Source organism: Clostridium weizhouense (assembly GCF_019431045.1).
In the GTDB taxonomy this organism is placed as follows: Bacteria; Bacillota; Clostridia; order Clostridiales; family Clostridiaceae; genus Clostridium; species Clostridium weizhouense.
On the sequence record NZ_JAHXPT010000016.1, the window covers coordinates 22479 to 42040 of the forward strand.

14 protein-coding genes and 2 pseudogenes are annotated in these 19562 nt (G+C 27.6%); 14 read left to right on the top strand and 2 right to left on the bottom strand.

The features are described 5' to 3' along the window. Positions 1–141: 141 nt before the first annotated feature. Positions 142–3027: a transglutaminase domain-containing protein gene (locus KYD98_RS16040; protein ID WP_219781062.1), complete on the bottom strand. Its 2886-nt coding sequence runs from the start codon at positions 3025–3027 to the stop codon at positions 142–144. A 544-nt stretch (positions 3028–3571) separates the two neighbouring features. Between KYD98_RS16040 and KYD98_RS16045 the strand changes: the two genes are divergently transcribed. From KYD98_RS16045 to KYD98_RS16095, 11 genes and pseudogenes are all read left to right on the top strand, one after another. Next, positions 3572–3877: a nucleotidyltransferase domain-containing protein gene (locus KYD98_RS16045; RefSeq protein ID WP_308462468.1), complete on the top strand. Its 306-nt coding sequence runs from the start codon at positions 3572–3574 to the stop codon at positions 3875–3877. Next, positions 3858–4253, top strand: a complete 396-nt coding sequence (locus tag KYD98_RS16050) for an HI0074 family nucleotidyltransferase substrate-binding subunit (protein WP_219781064.1) — start codon at positions 3858–3860, stop codon at positions 4251–4253. The genes KYD98_RS16045 and KYD98_RS16050 overlap by 20 nt, the downstream gene beginning before the upstream one ends. A gap of 50 nt (positions 4254–4303) precedes the next feature. Beyond that, a pseudogene (locus tag KYD98_RS16055) lies at positions 4304–4603 on the top strand (AlbA family DNA-binding domain-containing protein); the annotation flags it as partial. 852 nt (positions 4604–5455) lie between these two features. Continuing rightward, entirely contained in the window at positions 5456–7018 is a 1563-nt protein-coding gene (gene ltrA / locus KYD98_RS16060) for a group II intron reverse transcriptase/maturase (protein WP_308462467.1), read from the top strand. Between the two features lie 241 nt (positions 7019–7259). Continuing rightward, positions 7260–8108, top strand: a pseudogene (locus KYD98_RS16065) (AlbA family DNA-binding domain-containing protein); the annotation flags it as partial. A 221-nt stretch (positions 8109–8329) separates the two neighbouring features. Beyond that, positions 8330–8590 carry a hypothetical protein gene (locus KYD98_RS16070; protein WP_219781065.1) on the top strand — a complete coding sequence of 87 codons (261 nt, stop codon included), beginning with the start codon at positions 8330–8332 and terminating at the stop codon, positions 8588–8590. Positions 8591–8702: 112 nt separating this feature from the next. Next, on the top strand, positions 8703–9638 hold the full coding sequence (gene deoR, locus KYD98_RS16075; RefSeq protein WP_219781066.1) for a DNA-binding transcriptional repressor DeoR: 936 nt from the start codon (positions 8703–8705) through the stop codon (positions 9636–9638). A gap of 410 nt (positions 9639–10048) precedes the next feature. Then, the gene (locus KYD98_RS16080) at positions 10049–11230 is read left to right on the top strand and encodes a NupC/NupG family nucleoside CNT transporter (protein WP_219781067.1); all 1182 of its coding nucleotides are present in this window, start codon (positions 10049–10051) and stop codon (positions 11228–11230) included. 276 nt (positions 11231–11506) lie between these two features. Continuing rightward, the gene (locus KYD98_RS16085; protein ID WP_219781068.1) at positions 11507–12460 is read left to right on the top strand and encodes an L-lactate dehydrogenase; all 954 of its coding nucleotides are present in this window, start codon (positions 11507–11509) and stop codon (positions 12458–12460) included. A gap of 96 nt (positions 12461–12556) precedes the next feature. Beyond that, positions 12557–13309 (top strand): EFR1 family ferrodoxin, encoded by a 753-nt coding sequence (locus KYD98_RS16090; RefSeq protein WP_219781069.1) that lies wholly within the window; start codon positions 12557–12559, stop codon positions 13307–13309. A gap of 66 nt (positions 13310–13375) precedes the next feature. Further along, positions 13376–14881 (top strand): leucine-rich repeat protein, encoded by a 1506-nt coding sequence (locus KYD98_RS16095; protein ID WP_219781070.1) that lies wholly within the window; start codon positions 13376–13378, stop codon positions 14879–14881. Here the strand turns inward: KYD98_RS16095 and KYD98_RS18525 are convergent. Continuing rightward, entirely contained in the window at positions 14800–15036 is a 237-nt protein-coding gene (locus KYD98_RS18525) for an asparagine synthase-related protein (RefSeq protein WP_219781099.1), read from the bottom strand. The genes KYD98_RS16095 and KYD98_RS18525 overlap by 82 nt on opposite strands. A 150-nt stretch (positions 15037–15186) precedes the next feature. Here KYD98_RS18525 and licT point away from each other — a divergent pair, with 150 nt between their 5' ends. The 3 genes from licT to KYD98_RS16115 all read left to right on the top strand — a co-directional run bounded on the left by licT (position 15187) and on the right by KYD98_RS16115 (position 19525). Further along, on the top strand, positions 15187–16029 hold the full coding sequence (gene licT / locus KYD98_RS16105; RefSeq protein ID WP_219781071.1) for a BglG family transcription antiterminator LicT: 843 nt from the start codon (positions 15187–15189) through the stop codon (positions 16027–16029). 127 nt (positions 16030–16156) lie between these two features. Further along, positions 16157–18073 (top strand): beta-glucoside-specific PTS transporter subunit IIABC, encoded by a 1917-nt coding sequence (locus KYD98_RS16110; protein WP_219781072.1) that lies wholly within the window; start codon positions 16157–16159, stop codon positions 18071–18073. Positions 18074–18088: 15 nt separating this feature from the next. Further along, positions 18089–19525 (top strand): 6-phospho-beta-glucosidase, encoded by a 1437-nt coding sequence (locus KYD98_RS16115; protein ID WP_219781073.1) that lies wholly within the window; start codon positions 18089–18091, stop codon positions 19523–19525. The last annotated feature ends 37 nt before the right edge of the window (positions 19526–19562 follow it).

Sequence of the window (19562 nt, forward strand, 5' to 3'; positions counted from 1 at the left end):
TAATATAGAAAAAGGAAATAGAGGATTTATAATGCTTGGTGATGTTTCGTGATAGTAGATAAAATTATCTACTATCACATTATTTTGCTAGTTTAATTAAAGCATAACCTATTTTAATATATATAACTTATTATGTAATTATTAATTCCATAAACCATTTTGATCTATATAATATCCATTTATCCTAGTATTTACTGCTAGTGAACCATTTGGATTTAAGTAGTACCAATTTCCATTATAATCCTTAAGCCATCCAGTTTTCATTGAACCATCTGAATTTAAATAATACCACTTACCATTAGCATCGTTAAACCATCCAGTATCCATATTACCATTATTTGATAGGTGATACCATTTATTATTATCTTGTATCCAACCTTTTTGCATTATACCTTTATTATTCATATGATACCATTTATTATCTGATGTTTTAATCCAGCCTGTTACTGCATGTCCATTTTCAATATATAGCCAATTATTATTTATGTTATTCCAATTGTTATTTGTTAAAGATTGCATTTCTGTATTTGATAATATGTATTTGTCTTGGTTTTTAAGTTGTACTTCAATTGAATTTTCTTGAGTATTGTTTATTAGAACTAATTTATTTGTTATAGTATCTAATTTATAAAGATACTTATCTTTACTATTTAGTTTGCTTGTATCTATATTAAGTGGAGCAGCATTAATAGTATCTTCACAAGTAATATAAATAAATTTGTTGTTATCTGATTTTAAATTTGCTATAGTTCCTTTTAAACCTTCGCTATTAACTTGATAAATTTCATCTAAAGAGACTTCTTTATTGGTATTACTAATATTATTGATTTCGATTAATGTTTTTGCTACATTTTTTACTGCATTTACTATATTTAAATTTGATGAATCATTAATATTAATTTTAGTGGTATTATAAATATTATTTTGAGTTTTTATATCTAGTTTGTTTTCAGATGAGTCGCTACTACTAGAACCACCGCTTGAACTTCCACCTGATGAAGTATTAGTATTTGGTTTTATAGGATTTATTATCTCTGGAGTTTTTTCTTTTAAATTACTTAAGGCTGTTTGTAAATTAGCTAGTGCATTATCAACATCAGATTGAGTTATATCATCTCTATTTAATATGTATTTAGCTTGATTTAACGAATTTAAGAATAAACGCCAAGTTTCATCAGTATAAGTGCCTTTTAACTTATATTTATTATTGCTATATAGTGCTTGTAAGTTAGATTTATTAGCTTTTATTAGATTATGAGTCTTTTCTTTTAAATTATTTATGGATGTTTGTAAATTAGCTAGTGTATTATCAACCTCATCTTGAGTTATATTATCTCTATTTAATATGTTTTTAGCTTGATTTAATGAATTTATAAATACATACCAAGTTTCATCAGTATAATTGCCTTTTAACTTATATTTATTGTTATTATATAGTGTTTGTAAATTAGATTTATTAAGTTTTATTGTATCTTCAGGTTTTTCATCTGAATTATTTGTTTCTAGATCTATATCATCCTCTTCAATGCTACTTAATTCATACTTTTTAGTTGAATATCTAAGATTATAACCAGATTGGCTTTGGCCAAATGTAAGATTTAGTTTATTATCTTTTATGTAAAATTGTACTGAATATGATCCGCTTGTAAAATTAAACTCATCACGTAAATTTTTAAAAGTTTCTATTTGACCATTATTTATATTAATTTTTTTAATCTCAAGTCCAGATAAATAATATATATCTTTATTGTGAGCATTTAAATTTAACATATTAGTATTTTCAGTTATATTCTGTTTAACTAAAGTTTTATGATCACCATTTAAATCACATTTCCATAAGTCAGTTCCAGATAAATAGTATAATTTATCTTTAATTCTTACAGAACTTTTTTCACTAACGCTACTTCCATTTACTGTTCTAAATAAATTATCGAAGATTGTATCAGTGCAATTTCCAGGGATTATAGATGTCCATGGATGTATTTTATGCATTACACTATCGGAACAATTAAAATTTTTATACATAATTTTATTAGTTTCTGGAGTAGGATCATCCCATGTTAAATCAGTTTGATAGTAATTTCCATCTATATTTACATAATTCCAAGCATGACTATCATTTGTGACTATTCCTGCTTCAATACCATACTCATTTAATAAAAGCATATTAGCTTTTGAATATCCATCACAAACAGCCACTTGATTAACAAGTGCTCCATATGATGTATGTGAAATATTTGGGATTGTTCCTCTATCATAATTATCTTTATCATAAGTACAATTTTGTGTAATATAGTCATGAATAGCGTATTCTATTTCTAAGTCTGTTGAGCAACTATTTAAATATTTTTGTTTAATAGTATTTATTCTATTATTTAGTTGATCTCTCATTTGATCTATAACATCATTACTATATTCATAAGTGATTTTTATATCACATGAATTTAATTTTCTAGAAGATGGATTATATGTACAGTTATCAAACTTTACAAAGGTTGGACTAGAATAGAAAAATTGTGGATTTTCATACATTACATCAAAGTATAAATCCAAAATTTTATTTGAATTGTTTTGTATATCATCTAGATCAACAAGCGTTTTTATGTCAATATTCGTTTCATAATTTTCAAGTCCATTTTTAATTCTTTCTTTAATTTCTTCTTTATTAGTTTCAAAAAGACTAAAGCTAGAATATCTCTTTACACGTCTGCTATTTTGAGGTATTTTAGATTTTAAATATTCATCTAAAGTTCGTTCACTATGTTTAATTGTTATAACGTCTTCTTCATTTTTTTCATCTGTTTCATCTATTTTATTATTCTCTGTTTCGTCAATAAAAACTGCCGCACCAGTGGTAACTTTAACTTGATTTAATTCTAGAGAATTTTCCTTTGACGAATCAATACAATTATTATTATTAATTGTATTATTAGTTTTTTCATCTTTAGCATAAGCACATGTAGTAGTAATGCTTGTAGTAATTGTTATTGCTATTAAGCTTGAAATAAGTTGATTTCTTTTCTTCATTTAATATATTTCCCCTTTATATTTGAGTTTTTCTATAATAATACATTTTTGGTTTTCAATATATTTATCGGAAAAGTTAAGTAATTCTTTATAAATAAATCTATATTATGTAGTATAAAAAGCCATTATTGAAGCAAATTCCTCTGACAAAGAGATTTATAATGTTGAGAATAAAAAAACTGTGAATTTTGATTATGATAATACATGTGAAAGTAAAATAGAATGTATTTTTATGTAGGGGAACAATAATAGGTCTAGATTTATTATTTTTGATATTTATAGAATTAAGAATAGGTTTATTTATTTAAACTTATACATAGATAGATTTATAATTTACTTATGTTATAATTATAGTAAAAAAATTACGCTATGTTTTAACTTAATAAGTTTTATCCTAGAGTTAGTATCTGTAATTTCATAATAGCAGCACGCTCCTGGATAATAATTTCTAACCATTAGTTGAAAGCAAGTTTCATTGAAACTAAGAAAGTTTGTTTATACTAAAAATATCAACACTGTTTTAAAACATAGACTAAAATTAAAGGTGATTAATTTGAATTTAGATAAAAATATATTAGAAGAAATAATAAATATAAGTAAAAAATATGATTATATAGAAAAGGTAGTTCTTTTTGGCTCAAGAGCTAGAGGAGATAATAAATTAAAAAGTGATATAGATTTAGCTATATATTCAGATAATGATTTAGGAGAGTATATAGAGGATATTGAATTAAATACTAGAACTTTATTAGAATTTGATTTTTCTGATATGAAAAATATAAAGGATGAATTTTTCAAAGAACAGATTAATAAGGATGGTGTGATTATATATGAGAAACATAGATTTTAAATATATGAATTTAAAAAAAGCTTATGATAGATTAATAGAAGTATGTAAATTATATGATGGTGAAAATGAAATCATAAGGGACAGTTTAATACAAAGATTTGAATTTACTTATGAGTTAACACATAAAGCATTAAAAGAATTTTTAATATATTCAGGAGTTACATTAGAAAATTCATTTCCAAGAACTATTTATAAAAAAGCATATGTTAATAATTTAATTTCAGATGATCAAGTATGGATTAATTTATTAGAAGATAGAAATAAAACATCTCATATTTATAATGAAGAATTAGTAAGTGATATAGCGAATAGAATAGTTAGTAGATATGTTGAAGCTATTGGTGAATTAGTAAGCAATTTAGGAAAAATGATATAACTTTGATAAAGGTGCCTTATTAGGATTCTAATATTTATGTGGAGGATTTTATGGATAAAAGAAAACTTATGTCATTGTTAAAGAAAGAAGAAGGAATAAAATTAGATTATAAATTAAAACTTGATTTTGTTACTGACAGTGGAAAGAAAGAATTATCAAAGGATATATGTGCAATTGCTAATACTGGATATGGGCGTGGATATATTATAGTTGGAATACAGGATAAGACAAAGAAGATAATAGGTATTAAAAAGGATGATTTGTTTAAAGAAGAACAGATTCAGCAGATTATAACTTCAAGATGTGAGCCACCTATACCTTTAAAGGTTGATTTTGTTTATATAGATAGTGCGACTTGTTGCTAGACAAAGGTAAGCGAGGGTTTACTACAAAACTAGCCTAATAACCTACAAAGTTATTAGAACTGATATTACGAAAGGTAGAATGATAGGGTAACGCCTTGAAATGCCTTCTCAAAGGTACGACTAGCGTCTCGGTAGGTAAATACTGAGAGGTTAGAAGCTCGTTAAAACGACTGAGAGCCATCCTAACAGTTAATGCTGAGGAAATGCGAACTGGAGGCAGTCGAGTGGTGATAGGTCTAGAGTCTTAAAATATCTACGGTTAGGATGTTAAAAATAACTGACGAAGTTGGGAATGTACGGGTCTAAATATAAAATATTTAGAAATGAATATAACACAAATAAGTGTAGTAAGTGTGGATTAGTAAGATTTGTCTATATGAAAATCCATATAGTGTTACAGGCACTATCAAGCTTACAGGCTCATACCAACGACCTAAGGGTATATGTATAGATAGTAATATCGGAACAAGGAAAGCTTGGAATACTGAGACTTTACCGTCGGAGACGTAGTGATAAGGAAAACTTTTAAGTATAACTTATCTTAATCCAAGTGAGAGTGGTGGCATGAAGCTATGATGAATATTGTAATGATGTTCTAGCAATAGCCACTAGACAATTTGTTCATTGATAATTAAATACTGAATAATCCAAGGTTCGAGTAAGACTAAGAGATACGAAACCGAAGGTACTTAGTACTAGGAGGATTTAGTAGACTTGGAGGAAAGCTTAACCTTAGAGAAAAGACAATTACTAAGAAATAATGAGTATTATGATATGCAAGAAACCTTTGATTGAATATATCAAAAATCATGTGATAATTATAAATTTGTTAATTTAATGGATTATATAACTAGTGAAAGTAATATTTTATTAGCTTATAGAAATATTAAAAATAATAAAGGCTCAAAAACTGTAGGAACTGATAATAAAAACATTGAACATCTTAAAAGTCTAAGAAAAGATGAATTTATAGAATTAATACAAAATAAATTTTCTAACTATACACCTAAAAGTGTTAGAAGAGAAGAAATACCTAAGCAAGATGGTAGATTAAGACCTTTAGGAATTCCTTGTATTGATGATAGAATAATACAACAATGTATTAAGCAAGTGTTAGAACCGATATGCGAAGCGACATTCCACAAACATAGTTATGGCTTTAGACCAAATAGAAATACATCTCACGCAATTGCACGATGTATGTTTTTGATGAATAGAGCAAAACTTCACTATGTTGTAGACATTGACATAAAAGGATTTTTTGATAATGTAAATCATAGTAAACTAAAAAAACAACTATGGGAAATTGGAATTAGAGATAAGAATCTGTTAAGCATATTAAAGAAAATACTTAAATCGGAGATAGATGGAATCGGTGTACCTGAAAAGGGAACACCTCAAGGCGGAAGAATAAGTCCATTGTTATCAAATGTAGTTTTAAATGAACTTGACTGGTGGATTAGTTCACAATGGGAAACCTTTGAAACTAAATATATGTATAATAAGGAGCATAATAGATACAGAGCACAAAAAACTACAAATCTAAAGGAAATGTGTCTTGTAAGGTATGCAGATGACTTTAAAATATTTTGTAGAGATTATAAATCAGCAATAAAGATATTCAATGCAGTAAAACAGTGGTTAAAGGAACGTTTAGGCTTAGATATTAGTAATGAAAAATCTAAAATAACAAATTTAAGGAGAAATTACACAGAATTTTTAGGATTCAGATTAAAGGTAAAATTAAAAGGAAAGAAATATGTTTGCAATAGTAAAATTACTAAAAAAGCAAAACAAAATATTATTGCAAAACTAAAAGAGCAAGTTAAGATAATACAGAGAAAACAAAAGATTAAAGAAGTATCAAAACTCAACTCAATGATATTAGGTGTTCATAATTACTATAAATATGCCACTCATGTGAGTATAGAGTTTTCGGAGATAGATTTCTTAGTAAGAAAAACCTTGGAAATTAGATTAAGGAGTTTAATTAGTAGCAAACCGCGGTTATCCGAAACACATAAAAGACTTTATGGACGGTATAATGGAAAACAAATAACTATTAGGGATATAACAATGTTTCCTATCTATGGTTGCAAAACTAAAGTAGCTTTATGCTTTAGCCAAGATATATGCAACTATACAAGAAAAGGTAGAAGATTTATTCATAATAATTTGTTTGGCTACACTCACGTTATTCAATATCTGTTGAACAGTCAATATGATGCAAAATCAGTTGAATTTAATGATAATAAAATTTCATTAATAGCTGGTCAAAGAGGTAGATGTGCCGTTACAGGCGAAGCCTTACAAATTGGAAATATGGAGTGTCATCACAAAATCCCCAAAAGTCTAGGTGGTACTGATAAATATAAGAATCTTGTGTGGTTAACAACATAAATTCACAAACTCATACACAGTGCAAACTTGGATACAATAGCTAAGTATCTAAATGTTTTAAATTTGGATAATAAAGGTTTGAAAAAAGTTAATTCTTTAAGAAAGTTAGTAGGAAATTCAGTTATTTAATTAAACGAAAAGTTCAAATTGTTGGAACGCCGTATGAGTTGGAAACTCTCACGTACGGTGTGAAGGAGGGGAAAAGGTAGAGATAACTTCAAAGCCTTACCTATTCCTATATAAAAGAATTGGAGTAATAACAATTTATGATGTTGGACAGAAGCCTTATCAGATTAGAGAAAATGGGGCTTTTTATATAAGAAGAGGTTCAACAACTGATGTTATGAGAAAACAAGAAATTATAACACTTTTAGAACAAAATTTGAGTTTGACAATTGAAACCTGTCCTCTTATTAATAGTAGAATAGAAATGCTTAATATGAATCTTGTAAAAAAATATTTTAGTCATAAAGGAATTGAGCTTAATGATGAAAATAAAGAATTTTTACTTATTTCATCAGGAATCGCATCACAAGAAAGAGATGGAAGCGAACTTAGATGCACATATGGAGGACTTCTTGTTTTTTCAGATCATAATTATCTTTGCATTCCTAATAATATGATAAAAATTGTAGACAACTTGAATAATGTTTATGGTGATGTTTATATTATTCAAGGTAATCTTTTAAATATGGTAGATAAGGCAGAAAAGAAAATATCAGAAATAATTAAAAATGATTATCCATGTACAGCTATAACAGAAGCTATAAAGAATGCTGTTCTTTATAGAGAATATTTTGATTTAAATAGAATTATTGAAGTTTTTATAGAAGAGGACAATATTATAGTTTCAAGCCCAGGAGAACTTATAGATGAAAATATTAATAGTGAAAGAACTCATTATAATAAAAGAAATATATGGCTGTATGAAAAGCTTACAACTTTAGATGATAAAAAAAGATTTTTAAATAATGGACAAGGATTTAAACGAATAGTAAATGCGTTTAAAAATAGAAGAAAAGTTGAGTTTATAAATTCAATAAGTGAGCATAGCTTTAAAGTAATTCTTCCTGGAGCTAAGGAGAATTAAAATTGTATTGAATACAATTAAGTTTAATAATATAATTAATATTATTAAATTAGCAGAAAAATTTAAAATATCAAATCAAGGTTTTAAATGCTAATAAGATTTTTATATATTAACTATATTTATTATAATGTTGATAGGGGTGGAGTTTAAAAGTTATGCTTTGCTCTTAAAGCTATATGATTTACAGTTTTTAGGGGAATTTATATGAGAGGGGTTTGTATATGAAGAATAAAGAAATAACTAAAGAATTATTTGCTGCAAAAGATAATGATGGAAATTTAACAAATGAAGTTGTATGTGATATTTGTAATAAGGGATTTAGGTGGACTGATGGAGTAAATTCTTTAGCGGTTGTGAAATCGATATCTGTAATTGGTTATTATAATAAAGAAGAAAAACAATTTAATTTAAACGTTACAGCTAAATGTCCTCATTGTAATTTTAGATCAGAATATAATCAGTATTATAAAGAGAAGAAATAAAAAAAGAAGAACGTAATAATTTATTATTGAAAATTAAAAATGATATTTAAAAAGTATTTTAAATTATAGATAGTATTTATATATGGTAATAAGGAGAGAAAGTGAAAGTTTTATGGATAATACAAAACAAGAATTGAGTGTAGAAGTGGCAAGACTTTATTATCAATCAGATTATAGCCAACAGCAGATTGCATCACAGCTTGGAATATCAAGATCAACTATATCAAGGCTTCTTAAATATGCTAAAGAAAAAGGTTATGTTACTATTAACATAGTTGATCCGTTTGCTGATTTAGATAAGCTAGCATATAGATTAAAAGAAAAATATGAATTAAATGATGTGAGAGTTGTTTTTTCACCAAAGAATGATTACGCTTCTATAATAGAATATGTTAGTCAACAAGCAGCAAAATATTTAGAAGAAACTGTGAAAAGTGGAGATGTTATTGGAATAAGTGCAGGAAGAACAATTCATGAAGTTGCAAAGAAAGTTACTCCTCAAAATGTTAAAGGGATAGAAGTAGTTCAATTGCAAGGATCTATTATTCATTCAGAAGCAAGTATATACACAACTGAAACAGTTTCTATTCTTGCTAAAAATTTTCAAACAGTTCCAAGATATTTACCATTACCAGTGATTTTTGATAATTCTAATATAAAACAAATGGTAGAAAAAGATAGCCACATTAAAAGTACTCTGGAAATAGGTATACAAGCCAATATAGCTATTTTTACGGTTGGAATTGTTGAAGATAAATCATTACTTTTTCAGTTAGGTTATTTAAATGAAAAAGAAAAAACGATTCTAAAACAAAAAAGTGTTGGAGATATTTGTTCACACTTTTTTGATGAAAATGGTGAGATTTGTGATAAAGAAATTGATGAGCGTACTATAGCTATATCATTGGATACTCTTAAAGAAAAAGAAAAGTCTATTTTGGTTGCAGGTGGTGAACATAAAGTAGAAGCAATCAAAGGAGCATTAAAAGGAAAAATTGCTAATGTTTTGATCACTGATCAATATACTGCTAAACAACTTTTAGAATAACAGTAAGACTATGTTTTAAGTAAATATTGATATTGTAGTATAAAGCTCATGGACAATAGATGAAATAGGAAACTTGACTTATGTATATTTGTCCAGTAAGTTCAAGGGACAAAATATAAAATTTTTGACTCTCACTTAAAAGCTCTAAAATAAACTTTAGTTAAATTATTTTAAAACATAGAGAAAAGTAAAAATAAATATTTTTTTAAATAGAGTTTTAACATAAAAGCATTCTTTTGTAATTGTTTTAATATAAGCAATTACAAAAGAATGCTTTTTTATATTCAAAATTAATATTAAAATTCTATATGAACAAAATTTCAATTAATTCTTTACAAATGTTCAATGGGAATATATAATAAAAAATTGTGAAATTAGTTACCTTATTGTACTAAAAAAGGAGAGTAAAAATGAAATATATTATTGGAATTATCGGATTAATTGTTGTTTTTGGACTTGCGTGGATTGGAAGTAGTGATAAGAAAAATGTAAAATATAAACCTATCATTACAATGCTTATCTTACAATTTATACTTGGTTTTATATTACTAAATACTGAAGTAGGAAGTTATTTAGTAGGTGGTATAGCACATGTATTTGAAGTGCTACTTAAATTTGCTGGAGAAGGAGTAAATTTTGCATTTGGTGGATTAGTTAATGATAATCAATTTTCATTTTTTATCAGTGTTCTTTTACCAATAGTTTTTATTTCAGCTTTAATTGGTATTTTACAGTATTTAAAAATACTTCCTGTTATAGTGAAATATATAGGATTAGTTTTAAGTAAAATCAGTGGTATGGGAAAATTAGAATCTTATAATTCAGTAGCGTCAGCTATTTTAGGTCAATCTGAAGTATTTATTTCAGTAAAAAAACAACTTGGTTTATTACCAAAACATAGATTATATACTCTTTGTGCATCAGCTATGTCAACAGTATCTATGTCTATAGTTGGTTCTTATATGGTTCTTTTAGAACCTAAATATGTTGTAACAGCAATTGTCTTAAATTTATTTGGTGGATTGATTATAGCATCAGTTATAAATCCATATACTGTAACAGAAGAAGAAGATATTTTAATAGTTCAAGAAGAAAAGAAACAAGCATTTTTTGAACTTCTTGGTGAATATATTATGGATGGATTTAAAGTAGCTGTTATAGTTGGTGCTATGTTAGTTGGATTCGTAGCAATAATTACTATGATTAATACATTATCTAAAATGATTTTTGGGATCAGTTTCCAAGATGCACTTGGATATGTATTCTCTCCATTTGCGTTTTTAATGGGTGTACCATTAAATGAATCAATACATGCTGCAAGTGTAATGGCAACTAAATTAGTATCTAATGAATTTGTTGCAATGAATTTATTAGCAAGTGGAACTATACATTTATCACCAAGATCAACGGCTATTGTATCTACATTCTTAGTTTCTTTTGCTAATTTCTCTTCAATTGGAATTCTTTCAGGAGCAGTAAGAGGACTTCATGAAGAACAAGCAAATGTGGTTGCACGTTTTGGTCTAAAATTATTATATGGTGCAACATTAGTAAGTGTATTAACAGCAACTATTGTTGGATTAATTGTATAAAATAATTAGAAGATATCTTTTGATACTAGAGTATAGTAGTAAAACATTAATGAATAGTGAATTTTAAAGGTGACAATTCGCCTTTAATCATAAACCCTGCAACAATACTAATATAAGTGTTGTTGCAGGGTGTTTTAATTTCTAGAAATTTATAAAAAATTGGAAATCTATATTATGTATGATATATTATATCTAATAATGGTACAAATATATTACATAATATTAATGGTGAGAATTAAAGATTTATATGTGTACATTTATAGGGAGGAATTAAAAATGAGTATAAAAACTAGAAAAATAGTAATAGTAGGGAGCGGAAATGTAGGTTCACATTGTGCTTTTTCATTAGCAATACAAGGTATATGTGATGAAATTATAATGATTGATAAAGTAGACAAAAAGGCAAATGCAGAAGCAGTTGATTTAAGTGATACAGTTTCATATTTACCTCATTATGTAAAAAGTAAAAAAGGAACTTTTAAAGATTGTAAAGATGCAGATATTATAGTAGTAAGCCTTGGAATTCCACCACATGATAATAAATCACGTTTAGATTATTTAGAAGGAACAATAAAAGAAGTTGATACTATAATAGATCCAATATTAGAATCAGGATTTGATGGTATATTTATAGTTATATCAAATCCAGTAGATGTAATAACTCATTATATATGGAAGAAAACAGGCTTCTCTAAAAATAAAGTGTTTGGAACTGGGACAACTCTAGATTCATCAAGACTTAGAAGAATACTATCAGATGAAACAGGAATAGATCAAAAATCTATACAAGCATATTGTATGGGGGAACATGGAGATTCACAAATGGTTCCATGGTCACATGTATATTTTGGCGGAAAATCATTATTTGATTTAATGAAAGAAAAACCAGAAACTTATGGAAAACTTGATTTAGATGAGTTAACACATAGAACTGCAAATGCAGCATATGAGATAATAGCAGGAAAGGGATGTACAGAGTTTGGAATAGGTGTAGGTTTAAGCGAAATAGTTAAAGCAATATTTCATGATGAAAAGAGAATACTTCCTGCATCTACATTATTAGAAGGAGAATATGGTCAAGAAAATGTTTTTGCAAGTGTACCTGTTATATTAGGTAAAAATGGAGTAGAAGAAATTGTTGAAATAAACTTAACTGAAAAAGAAGAATCACAATTTAATCATACATGTGGAATTTTAAAAGAATATATAGATAAAGCTGATACTTTTTAAAAGTATAATTTCATATACGAAGATATTTACATATTAGCAGGCGTTGATTCTATTCAGATTAGTAAAAAGTAATAGAGAATTATTTGGAGGTATAATATGAATAAGATATATTATTTCACAGGAACTGGTAATAGCTTACAGATTGCTAATGATTTGAGTGCAAAGATTAGTGAATGTAAAATTCATAAGATTTCAGAATATACTGGAGAAAAAATAGATGGAAGTACACTTGGAATTGTTTTTCCAGTGTATAATTGGGGATTACCACTAATTATTTGTGATTTTTTAAAAAAATTATATGTCTCAAATGAAACATATATTTATGCTATTGCAAATTATGGAGGACTTCCCGGTAAAGCACTTGATCAGTGTCAAGATATCTTAAAAGATAATGGATTGAAATTGTCAGCAGGGTTCTTAATTAATATGCCTGGTAACTATATTTTGGGTTATGGTGCAAAAAGTGAAAAAGTTCAAGAAAAGCTATTTGCAAAAGAAGCAAATAAAATTATTTATATTTCTGAATATGTAAATGGTAAAAAAGAATACAAAATTGAAAAAAGTCATGCGATTATAGATCGTTTATGTTGTAATTACTTTTATAAATATATTAATGAATTTCATGAAGCAGATAAATATTATACGGTAGATGATAATTGCATTGGATGTGGTCTATGTGCAAGAAGATGTCCAGTAAATAATATTACAATGATTGATGGTAAACCAAGTTGGAATCATCATTGTGAATTATGTGTAGCATGCATTCAAAGTTGTCCAAAGAAGGCGATTGACTATAAAGGCAAGACAAAAGAAAGAAAACAATATTTAAATCCTAATGTAGAATTGTAGTTAATAAGAAAATTAATAGAATTATAATGTTTTGTATAATACTAATAAAATTTGGGAGGAACAACAATGTTAAAACGTAAAAAATATTTGGTAAGTTTATTGATTGTGGCCCTTAGTATGAGTTTTGTAGACTCTAGTGTGGTATGGGCTAGAAGTAATTCTACCACAGATATAGTAGCAGAACAAAAAAATGGTACAGGAAAAACAGGTGTAGATGAAAATGATATTAAATGGTCCTATAAAGAATGTTCTGATGGAACAATATCTATTTGGCAAAATGATAACTTAAGTGGAGAAGTAGAGATTCCGAAAGAAATTGAAGGACATACTGTATCAGGAATAGAAGAAAATGGATTAAGAGAATCTACAGAGATTACTAGTGTAAAAATTCCAGACTCAGTAAAACATATTGGGGATTTGGCTTTTTTTGGATGTACAAGCTTGAGAAATATTAAAATTCCATCAAGTATAACTGAAATAGATGTAGGTGCTTTTGAAAATACTTCATGGCTTACTAATAAAAGAAATTCAAATCCACTTGTAATTGTAAATGGTATTTTAATAGATGGTAAAGATGCAGTTGGTGATATTGTGATTCCATCTAATGTAACAACTATAGCAGATAGTGCTTTTACTGTAATTGATATAGGTGGTTCTAGGCGATATCGATATGGTAATTATGAAAATATAACAAGCGTTGTGATTCCAGAGGGTGTAAAAAAGATAGGGAGTGGTGCTTTTTTAGGATGTTATAATTTAAGTAAGATTACTATTCCATCTACAGTGAAAGAAATAGGAATCAGTGCATTTGGAGGTTGTAAACCAAGTAACGATACTATTTATATTCCAAACAGTGGAGTAAAAATAGGAGACAAAGCATTTAATCCAAATACAAAAGTTATTTTAGGAGCTTCAAATAATGGAAATGAAATATCTAGTGATACCTCAGATTTTACTTCAGGATGGAATTATAGAGGAAATGATAGGTATTATGTAAATTCAAGTGGAAACTTACAAACTGGTTGGATGGATTTGGATGGAAAGAGATATTATTTTTATGGAAATGGCCAAATGGCAATTGGATTTATAAACTTAGGTAATAACTCATTTTATTATTTAGATCCTACAGTTGGAAATAACATGGGTAATCTAGTTACAGGCTGGTATAAAGTGGATGGATCTTGGTACTATTTTAATTTAAATGGTAAGACAGGAAAAGAAGAAGGATATATGCAAATCGGATGGTTTTATAATAATGGAAGTTGGTATTACTTCTATGGAAATGGTCAAATGGCAACTGGTTTTATAAATCTTGGTGGAGATGCTTATTATTATTTAGATGAAAGTAGTAGCAGTAGTATTGGTATTATGAAAACAGGCTGGCAAAAAAATAATGGTTCTTGGTATTACTTTAATACAAGTTCAAGTGAAGGTATAGTAGGAATGATGAAAAAAGGTTGGCAAAACATTGATGGAATTTGGTATTACTTCTATAGTGAAGATGGTACAATGGCACATGATACATGGATAAATGGATGGTATCTTAATTCTTCTGGTGCATGGATTAAGTAATAGATAAAAAATAAAAGGCACTTTAGAAATGCATGTCTTAAAAGGCATTTTTCCATGTTATATTTATTTAATTTCTTTTTAGGGTATAATTTTTGAGCAACTGAACATACTAGCGAACTATCTAATCCACCACTTAATAAGAAACCCTTTGCAATTTAGTTTTGCATATGGTATTATAAGAATATAAATAGTAAGAGGATAGTTATTGTTTGAGCAAGCTAAACCTACACAATATCAATTATAGTATAAGTATAAATTATATTATAATTATTATTGTGTAGGTTTTTTTACTAAGGAGGTGTTTTATGATTATTCACAAAATATTAAATAACAATGTTATTGTAATATTAAATGAAAATGAAGAAGAACAAGTTGTCATGGGAAGAGGTATTGCATTCAAAAAACGTGTAGGAGATAATGTCGATGAAAATATAGTTGATAAGGTATTTTCTTTATCAGATAAAAATATGACTAATAAGTTACAAGAATTGTTAAAAGATTTTCCTTTAGAGTACGTTGAACTTAGTGATGAAATTATCAAATATGCTAAGCTGCGATTAGGAAAAAGATTAAATGATAATTTAATTCTTTCCTTAAGTGATCATATACGAACAGCAGTAGAGAGACATTTAGAAGGTATAGATATGAAGAATGTTTTGCTGTGGGATATAAAAAGGTTTTATAAAGATGAATTTGCAGTTGGTTTAGAAGCTTTGAAAATGATTTCAGACAATCTGAATGTGGAATTGATTGAAGATGAGGCTGGATTTATAGCTCTACATATTGTCAATAGTTTAATGGATGAAACTATTGATAATGTATATGACATAACAAAGGTAATGCAAGAGATATTAAATATAGTTAAGTATTGTTTAAACATTACTTTTGACGAAGAATCTGTTTATTTTTATAGGTTTATAACTCATATAAAGTTTTTTGCACAAAGACTTATAACTAAAAAGACATTTGATGATGAAAATGATGATAGTTTGCTTAGTATTATTAAAGAAAAATATAAAGAATCATATAAATGTGTAAATAAAATTACTGAGTTTATTTATAAAAAATATAACTATATAATTTCTAATGAAGAAAAATTATACTTAACTATTCATATTGCTAGAATTTTTAATAAAAAAATTAATTAATATAAACTAATAAAAATGTAAGAAGGAGGTATATTAAAGATAACTATTTATTTTGGATGGTGACATTAAGTTGGCCAAACCTTCATATTTCATATTTACTAAAAATGATTTGATGGAGGTATTAATAATGGGAAAATATGAACAATTAGCAAAAGAGATTATTAAAAATGTTGGGGGAAAGGAAAATATTCAGAGTTTAACTCATTGTGTTACTAGATTGCGTTTTAATCTTGAAGATGAGACAAAGGCAAAAGATGATGTTATAAAAAATATGGATGGTGTTGTTACTGTTTTAAAATCAGCTGGACAATATCAGGTTGTTATTGGAAATCATGTATCAAAGGTATATGAAGACGTTTGTGAGATCGCTGGTATTTCTTCTGAAAGTGCAAATAAACAAATAGATAATAAGAGTAATAAACTATTTGATAAAGTTATTGATGTTATTTCAGGAATTTTTCAACCAATCCTTGGAGTTTTAACTGCAGCAGGAATGATAAAAGGATTTTTAGCTCTATTTAGTGCATTAGGCTGGGTCAGTGCAGAGAGCGGAACTTATATGATTTTAAATGCCATTGGTGATGGAATTTTCATGTATTTACCTGTTATCTTAGGTTATACATCTGCAAAGAAATTTGGCTTAAAGCCATTTGTTGGATTATTAATTGGAATAACATTGTGTTATCCAGCTATTCAGGAAAGTACATTATCTACAACTCTTAATCCTTTATATATATTATTTGAAGGAACAAGCTTTGCTTCACCAGTATATTTAGAGTTTTTAGCTTTACCTATTATTTCTATGAATTATACATCAACAGTAATACCTGTAATTTTAATATGTTTTGTTGCAGCTAAATTTGAAAAATTATTTGATAATATTGTACCAGAATTAGTTAAGTTTTTCTTTGTTCCAATGTTAACATTATTATTCTCATTAGTACTAGGTTTTATTGTTATAGGTCCAGTAGCTACTTATGCGTCTACTATGATAACTGACGGTATAATAGCTGTACGTAGTTTCTCACCATTAATAGCAGGAGCTATAGTAGGCCTTACATGGCAAATACTAGTTATCTTTGGTATCCATTGGGGATTCCTTCCGGTTTATATAAATAATATATCAACTTTAGGATATGACAATGTTATGATGCCGTTCTTTGGAACAACTTTTGCAACAACTGCTGTTGTTATAGCAATAATGATTAAAACAAAGGATAAAAAATTAAAAAGATTATGTATCCCATCTGCTATTTCAGGAGTTTTTGGTGTTACAGAACCAGCTATCTATGGAATACTATTACCACTTAAAAAACCGTTCATTATAAGTTGTATTGCTTCAGGTGTAGCAGGTGCATACTATGGCTATGCTGATTTAAAGGAATTTATAATTGGTGGATTAGGAATATTTGAGTTTCCAGCAATGATAGATCCAGCAACTAAAAATGTAGATAATGTTATTGTTGGAGCAATTGGTGCAGTTATTGCCATGATAATAGCGTTTATATTAACATTAATATTCTTTAAAGATAAAAAGATAGAAGAATCAAAAGTAGCTGAGACTAAAAAAGAGGCAATAAAAACTTTTAATAAAGAAAAAGAGGTATTAATAGTTCCTATTGAAGGAACAGTTGTTAAATTAAGTGAAGTGCCAGACGATGCTTTTGCACAAGGTATAATAGGCAAAGGGGTGGCTATTATACCATCTAAAGGTATAGTTAAATCACCTGTAAAAGGAACAGTTACAACTTTATTTCCAACATATCATGCTATTGGATTAACTAGTGAAAGCGGAGTAGAAATTTTGATTCATGTTGGTATGGATACTGTTAATTTACAAGGTCAATATTTTAATCCTAAAATAAAACAAGGAGATATTGTTGAGATAGGTGATACTTTGGTTGAGTTTGATATTAAAGCAATAGAAGAAGCAGGTTATTCAACTATTACGCCTATAGTAGTTACTAACTATGATAAATATTTTGATGTTATAGAAAGTGGATTAATTAAAAATAGTAAAGATTTACTTACAATTATATTTTAGAAGGTGTGGATTTAAATGAAAAATAATAAATTTCCAAAAGATTTTTTATGGGGCGGAGCTACTGCTGCTAATCAATGTGAAGGTGGATATAATGAATATGGTAGAGGACTTGCAAATGTTGATGTAATTCCTTATGGAGAAGACCGTTTTTCTGTAATGAATGGAACAATGAGAATGTTGGATTTTGATGATAAATATTATTATCCAGCTAAAGAAGGAATTGATATGTTTCATAGATTTAAAGAAGATATTGCTTTATTTGCTGAAATGGGTTTTAAGGTTTATCGTATGAGCATAGGATGGAGTCGTATTTTCCCAAAAGGTGATGAAGATAAGGCAAATGAAGAAGGGCTAAAATTTTATGAAAATATATTTAAAGAGTGTAAGAAATATGGTATAGAGCCTTTAGTAACTATTACTCATTTTGATTGTCCGATACATTTAATAAAACAATATGGTGGATGGAAAAATAGAAAGCTTATAGGTTTTTATGAAAATTTATGTAAGGTATTATTTACTCGTTATAAAGGACTAGTAAAGCATTGGATAACCTTTAATGAAATTAATATGATTTTACATTTACCATTCATGGGAGCAGGTTTATTAGTAGATGAAGGAGAAAACTTTGAAAAAGCTCAATACCAAGCTATACATCATGAACTTGTGGCTAGTGCTATAGCAACTAAGCTTGCTCATGAAATTGATCCAAATAACAAAGTTGGATGTATGATAGCAGCTGGAACTACGTATCCAAACACATGCAATCCAAATGATTTTTGGAAAGCTTATAAAAATGATAGAGAAGGATACTTCTTCATAGATGTACAAGCAAGAGGTTACTATCCTAATTATGCTTTAAAGGAAATGGAACGCAAAGGAATAACGCCTAAGATGGAAGAGGGAGATAAAGGATTACTTAAAAAACATACTGTTGATTTTATATCTTTATCTTACTACAATAGCCAATTAACAAGCGCAGATTCTGAAATAAGTAAACAAACAGAAGGAAATGTATTCCCTACATTAAGAAATCCGTATTTAGAAGCAAGTGAATGGGGATGGCAGATAGACCCATTAGGCTTTAGAATTACATTAAATAATTTATATGATCGCTATCAAAAGCCATTATTTGTTGCAGAAAATGGATTGGGTGCGCAAGATGTTATAGATGAAAATGGAAATATAAATGATGATTATCGTATAAGCTATTTAGACGAACACATAAAAGCTATGAGAGATGCCATTAATATAGATGGAGTAGAAGTTATTGGATACACAACTTGGGGATGTATTGACTTAGTTAGTGCATCTACTGGAGAAATGAAAAAACGCTATGGATTTATCTATGTAGACAAAGATAATGAAGGAAATGGAACTCTAAAAAGATATAAGAAAAAATCTTTTTATTGGTATAAAGATGTTATAAAAACTAATGGGGAAAATTTAAAATAAAAAAGCATATATTTAATCACATTCAAAAAACAATAGA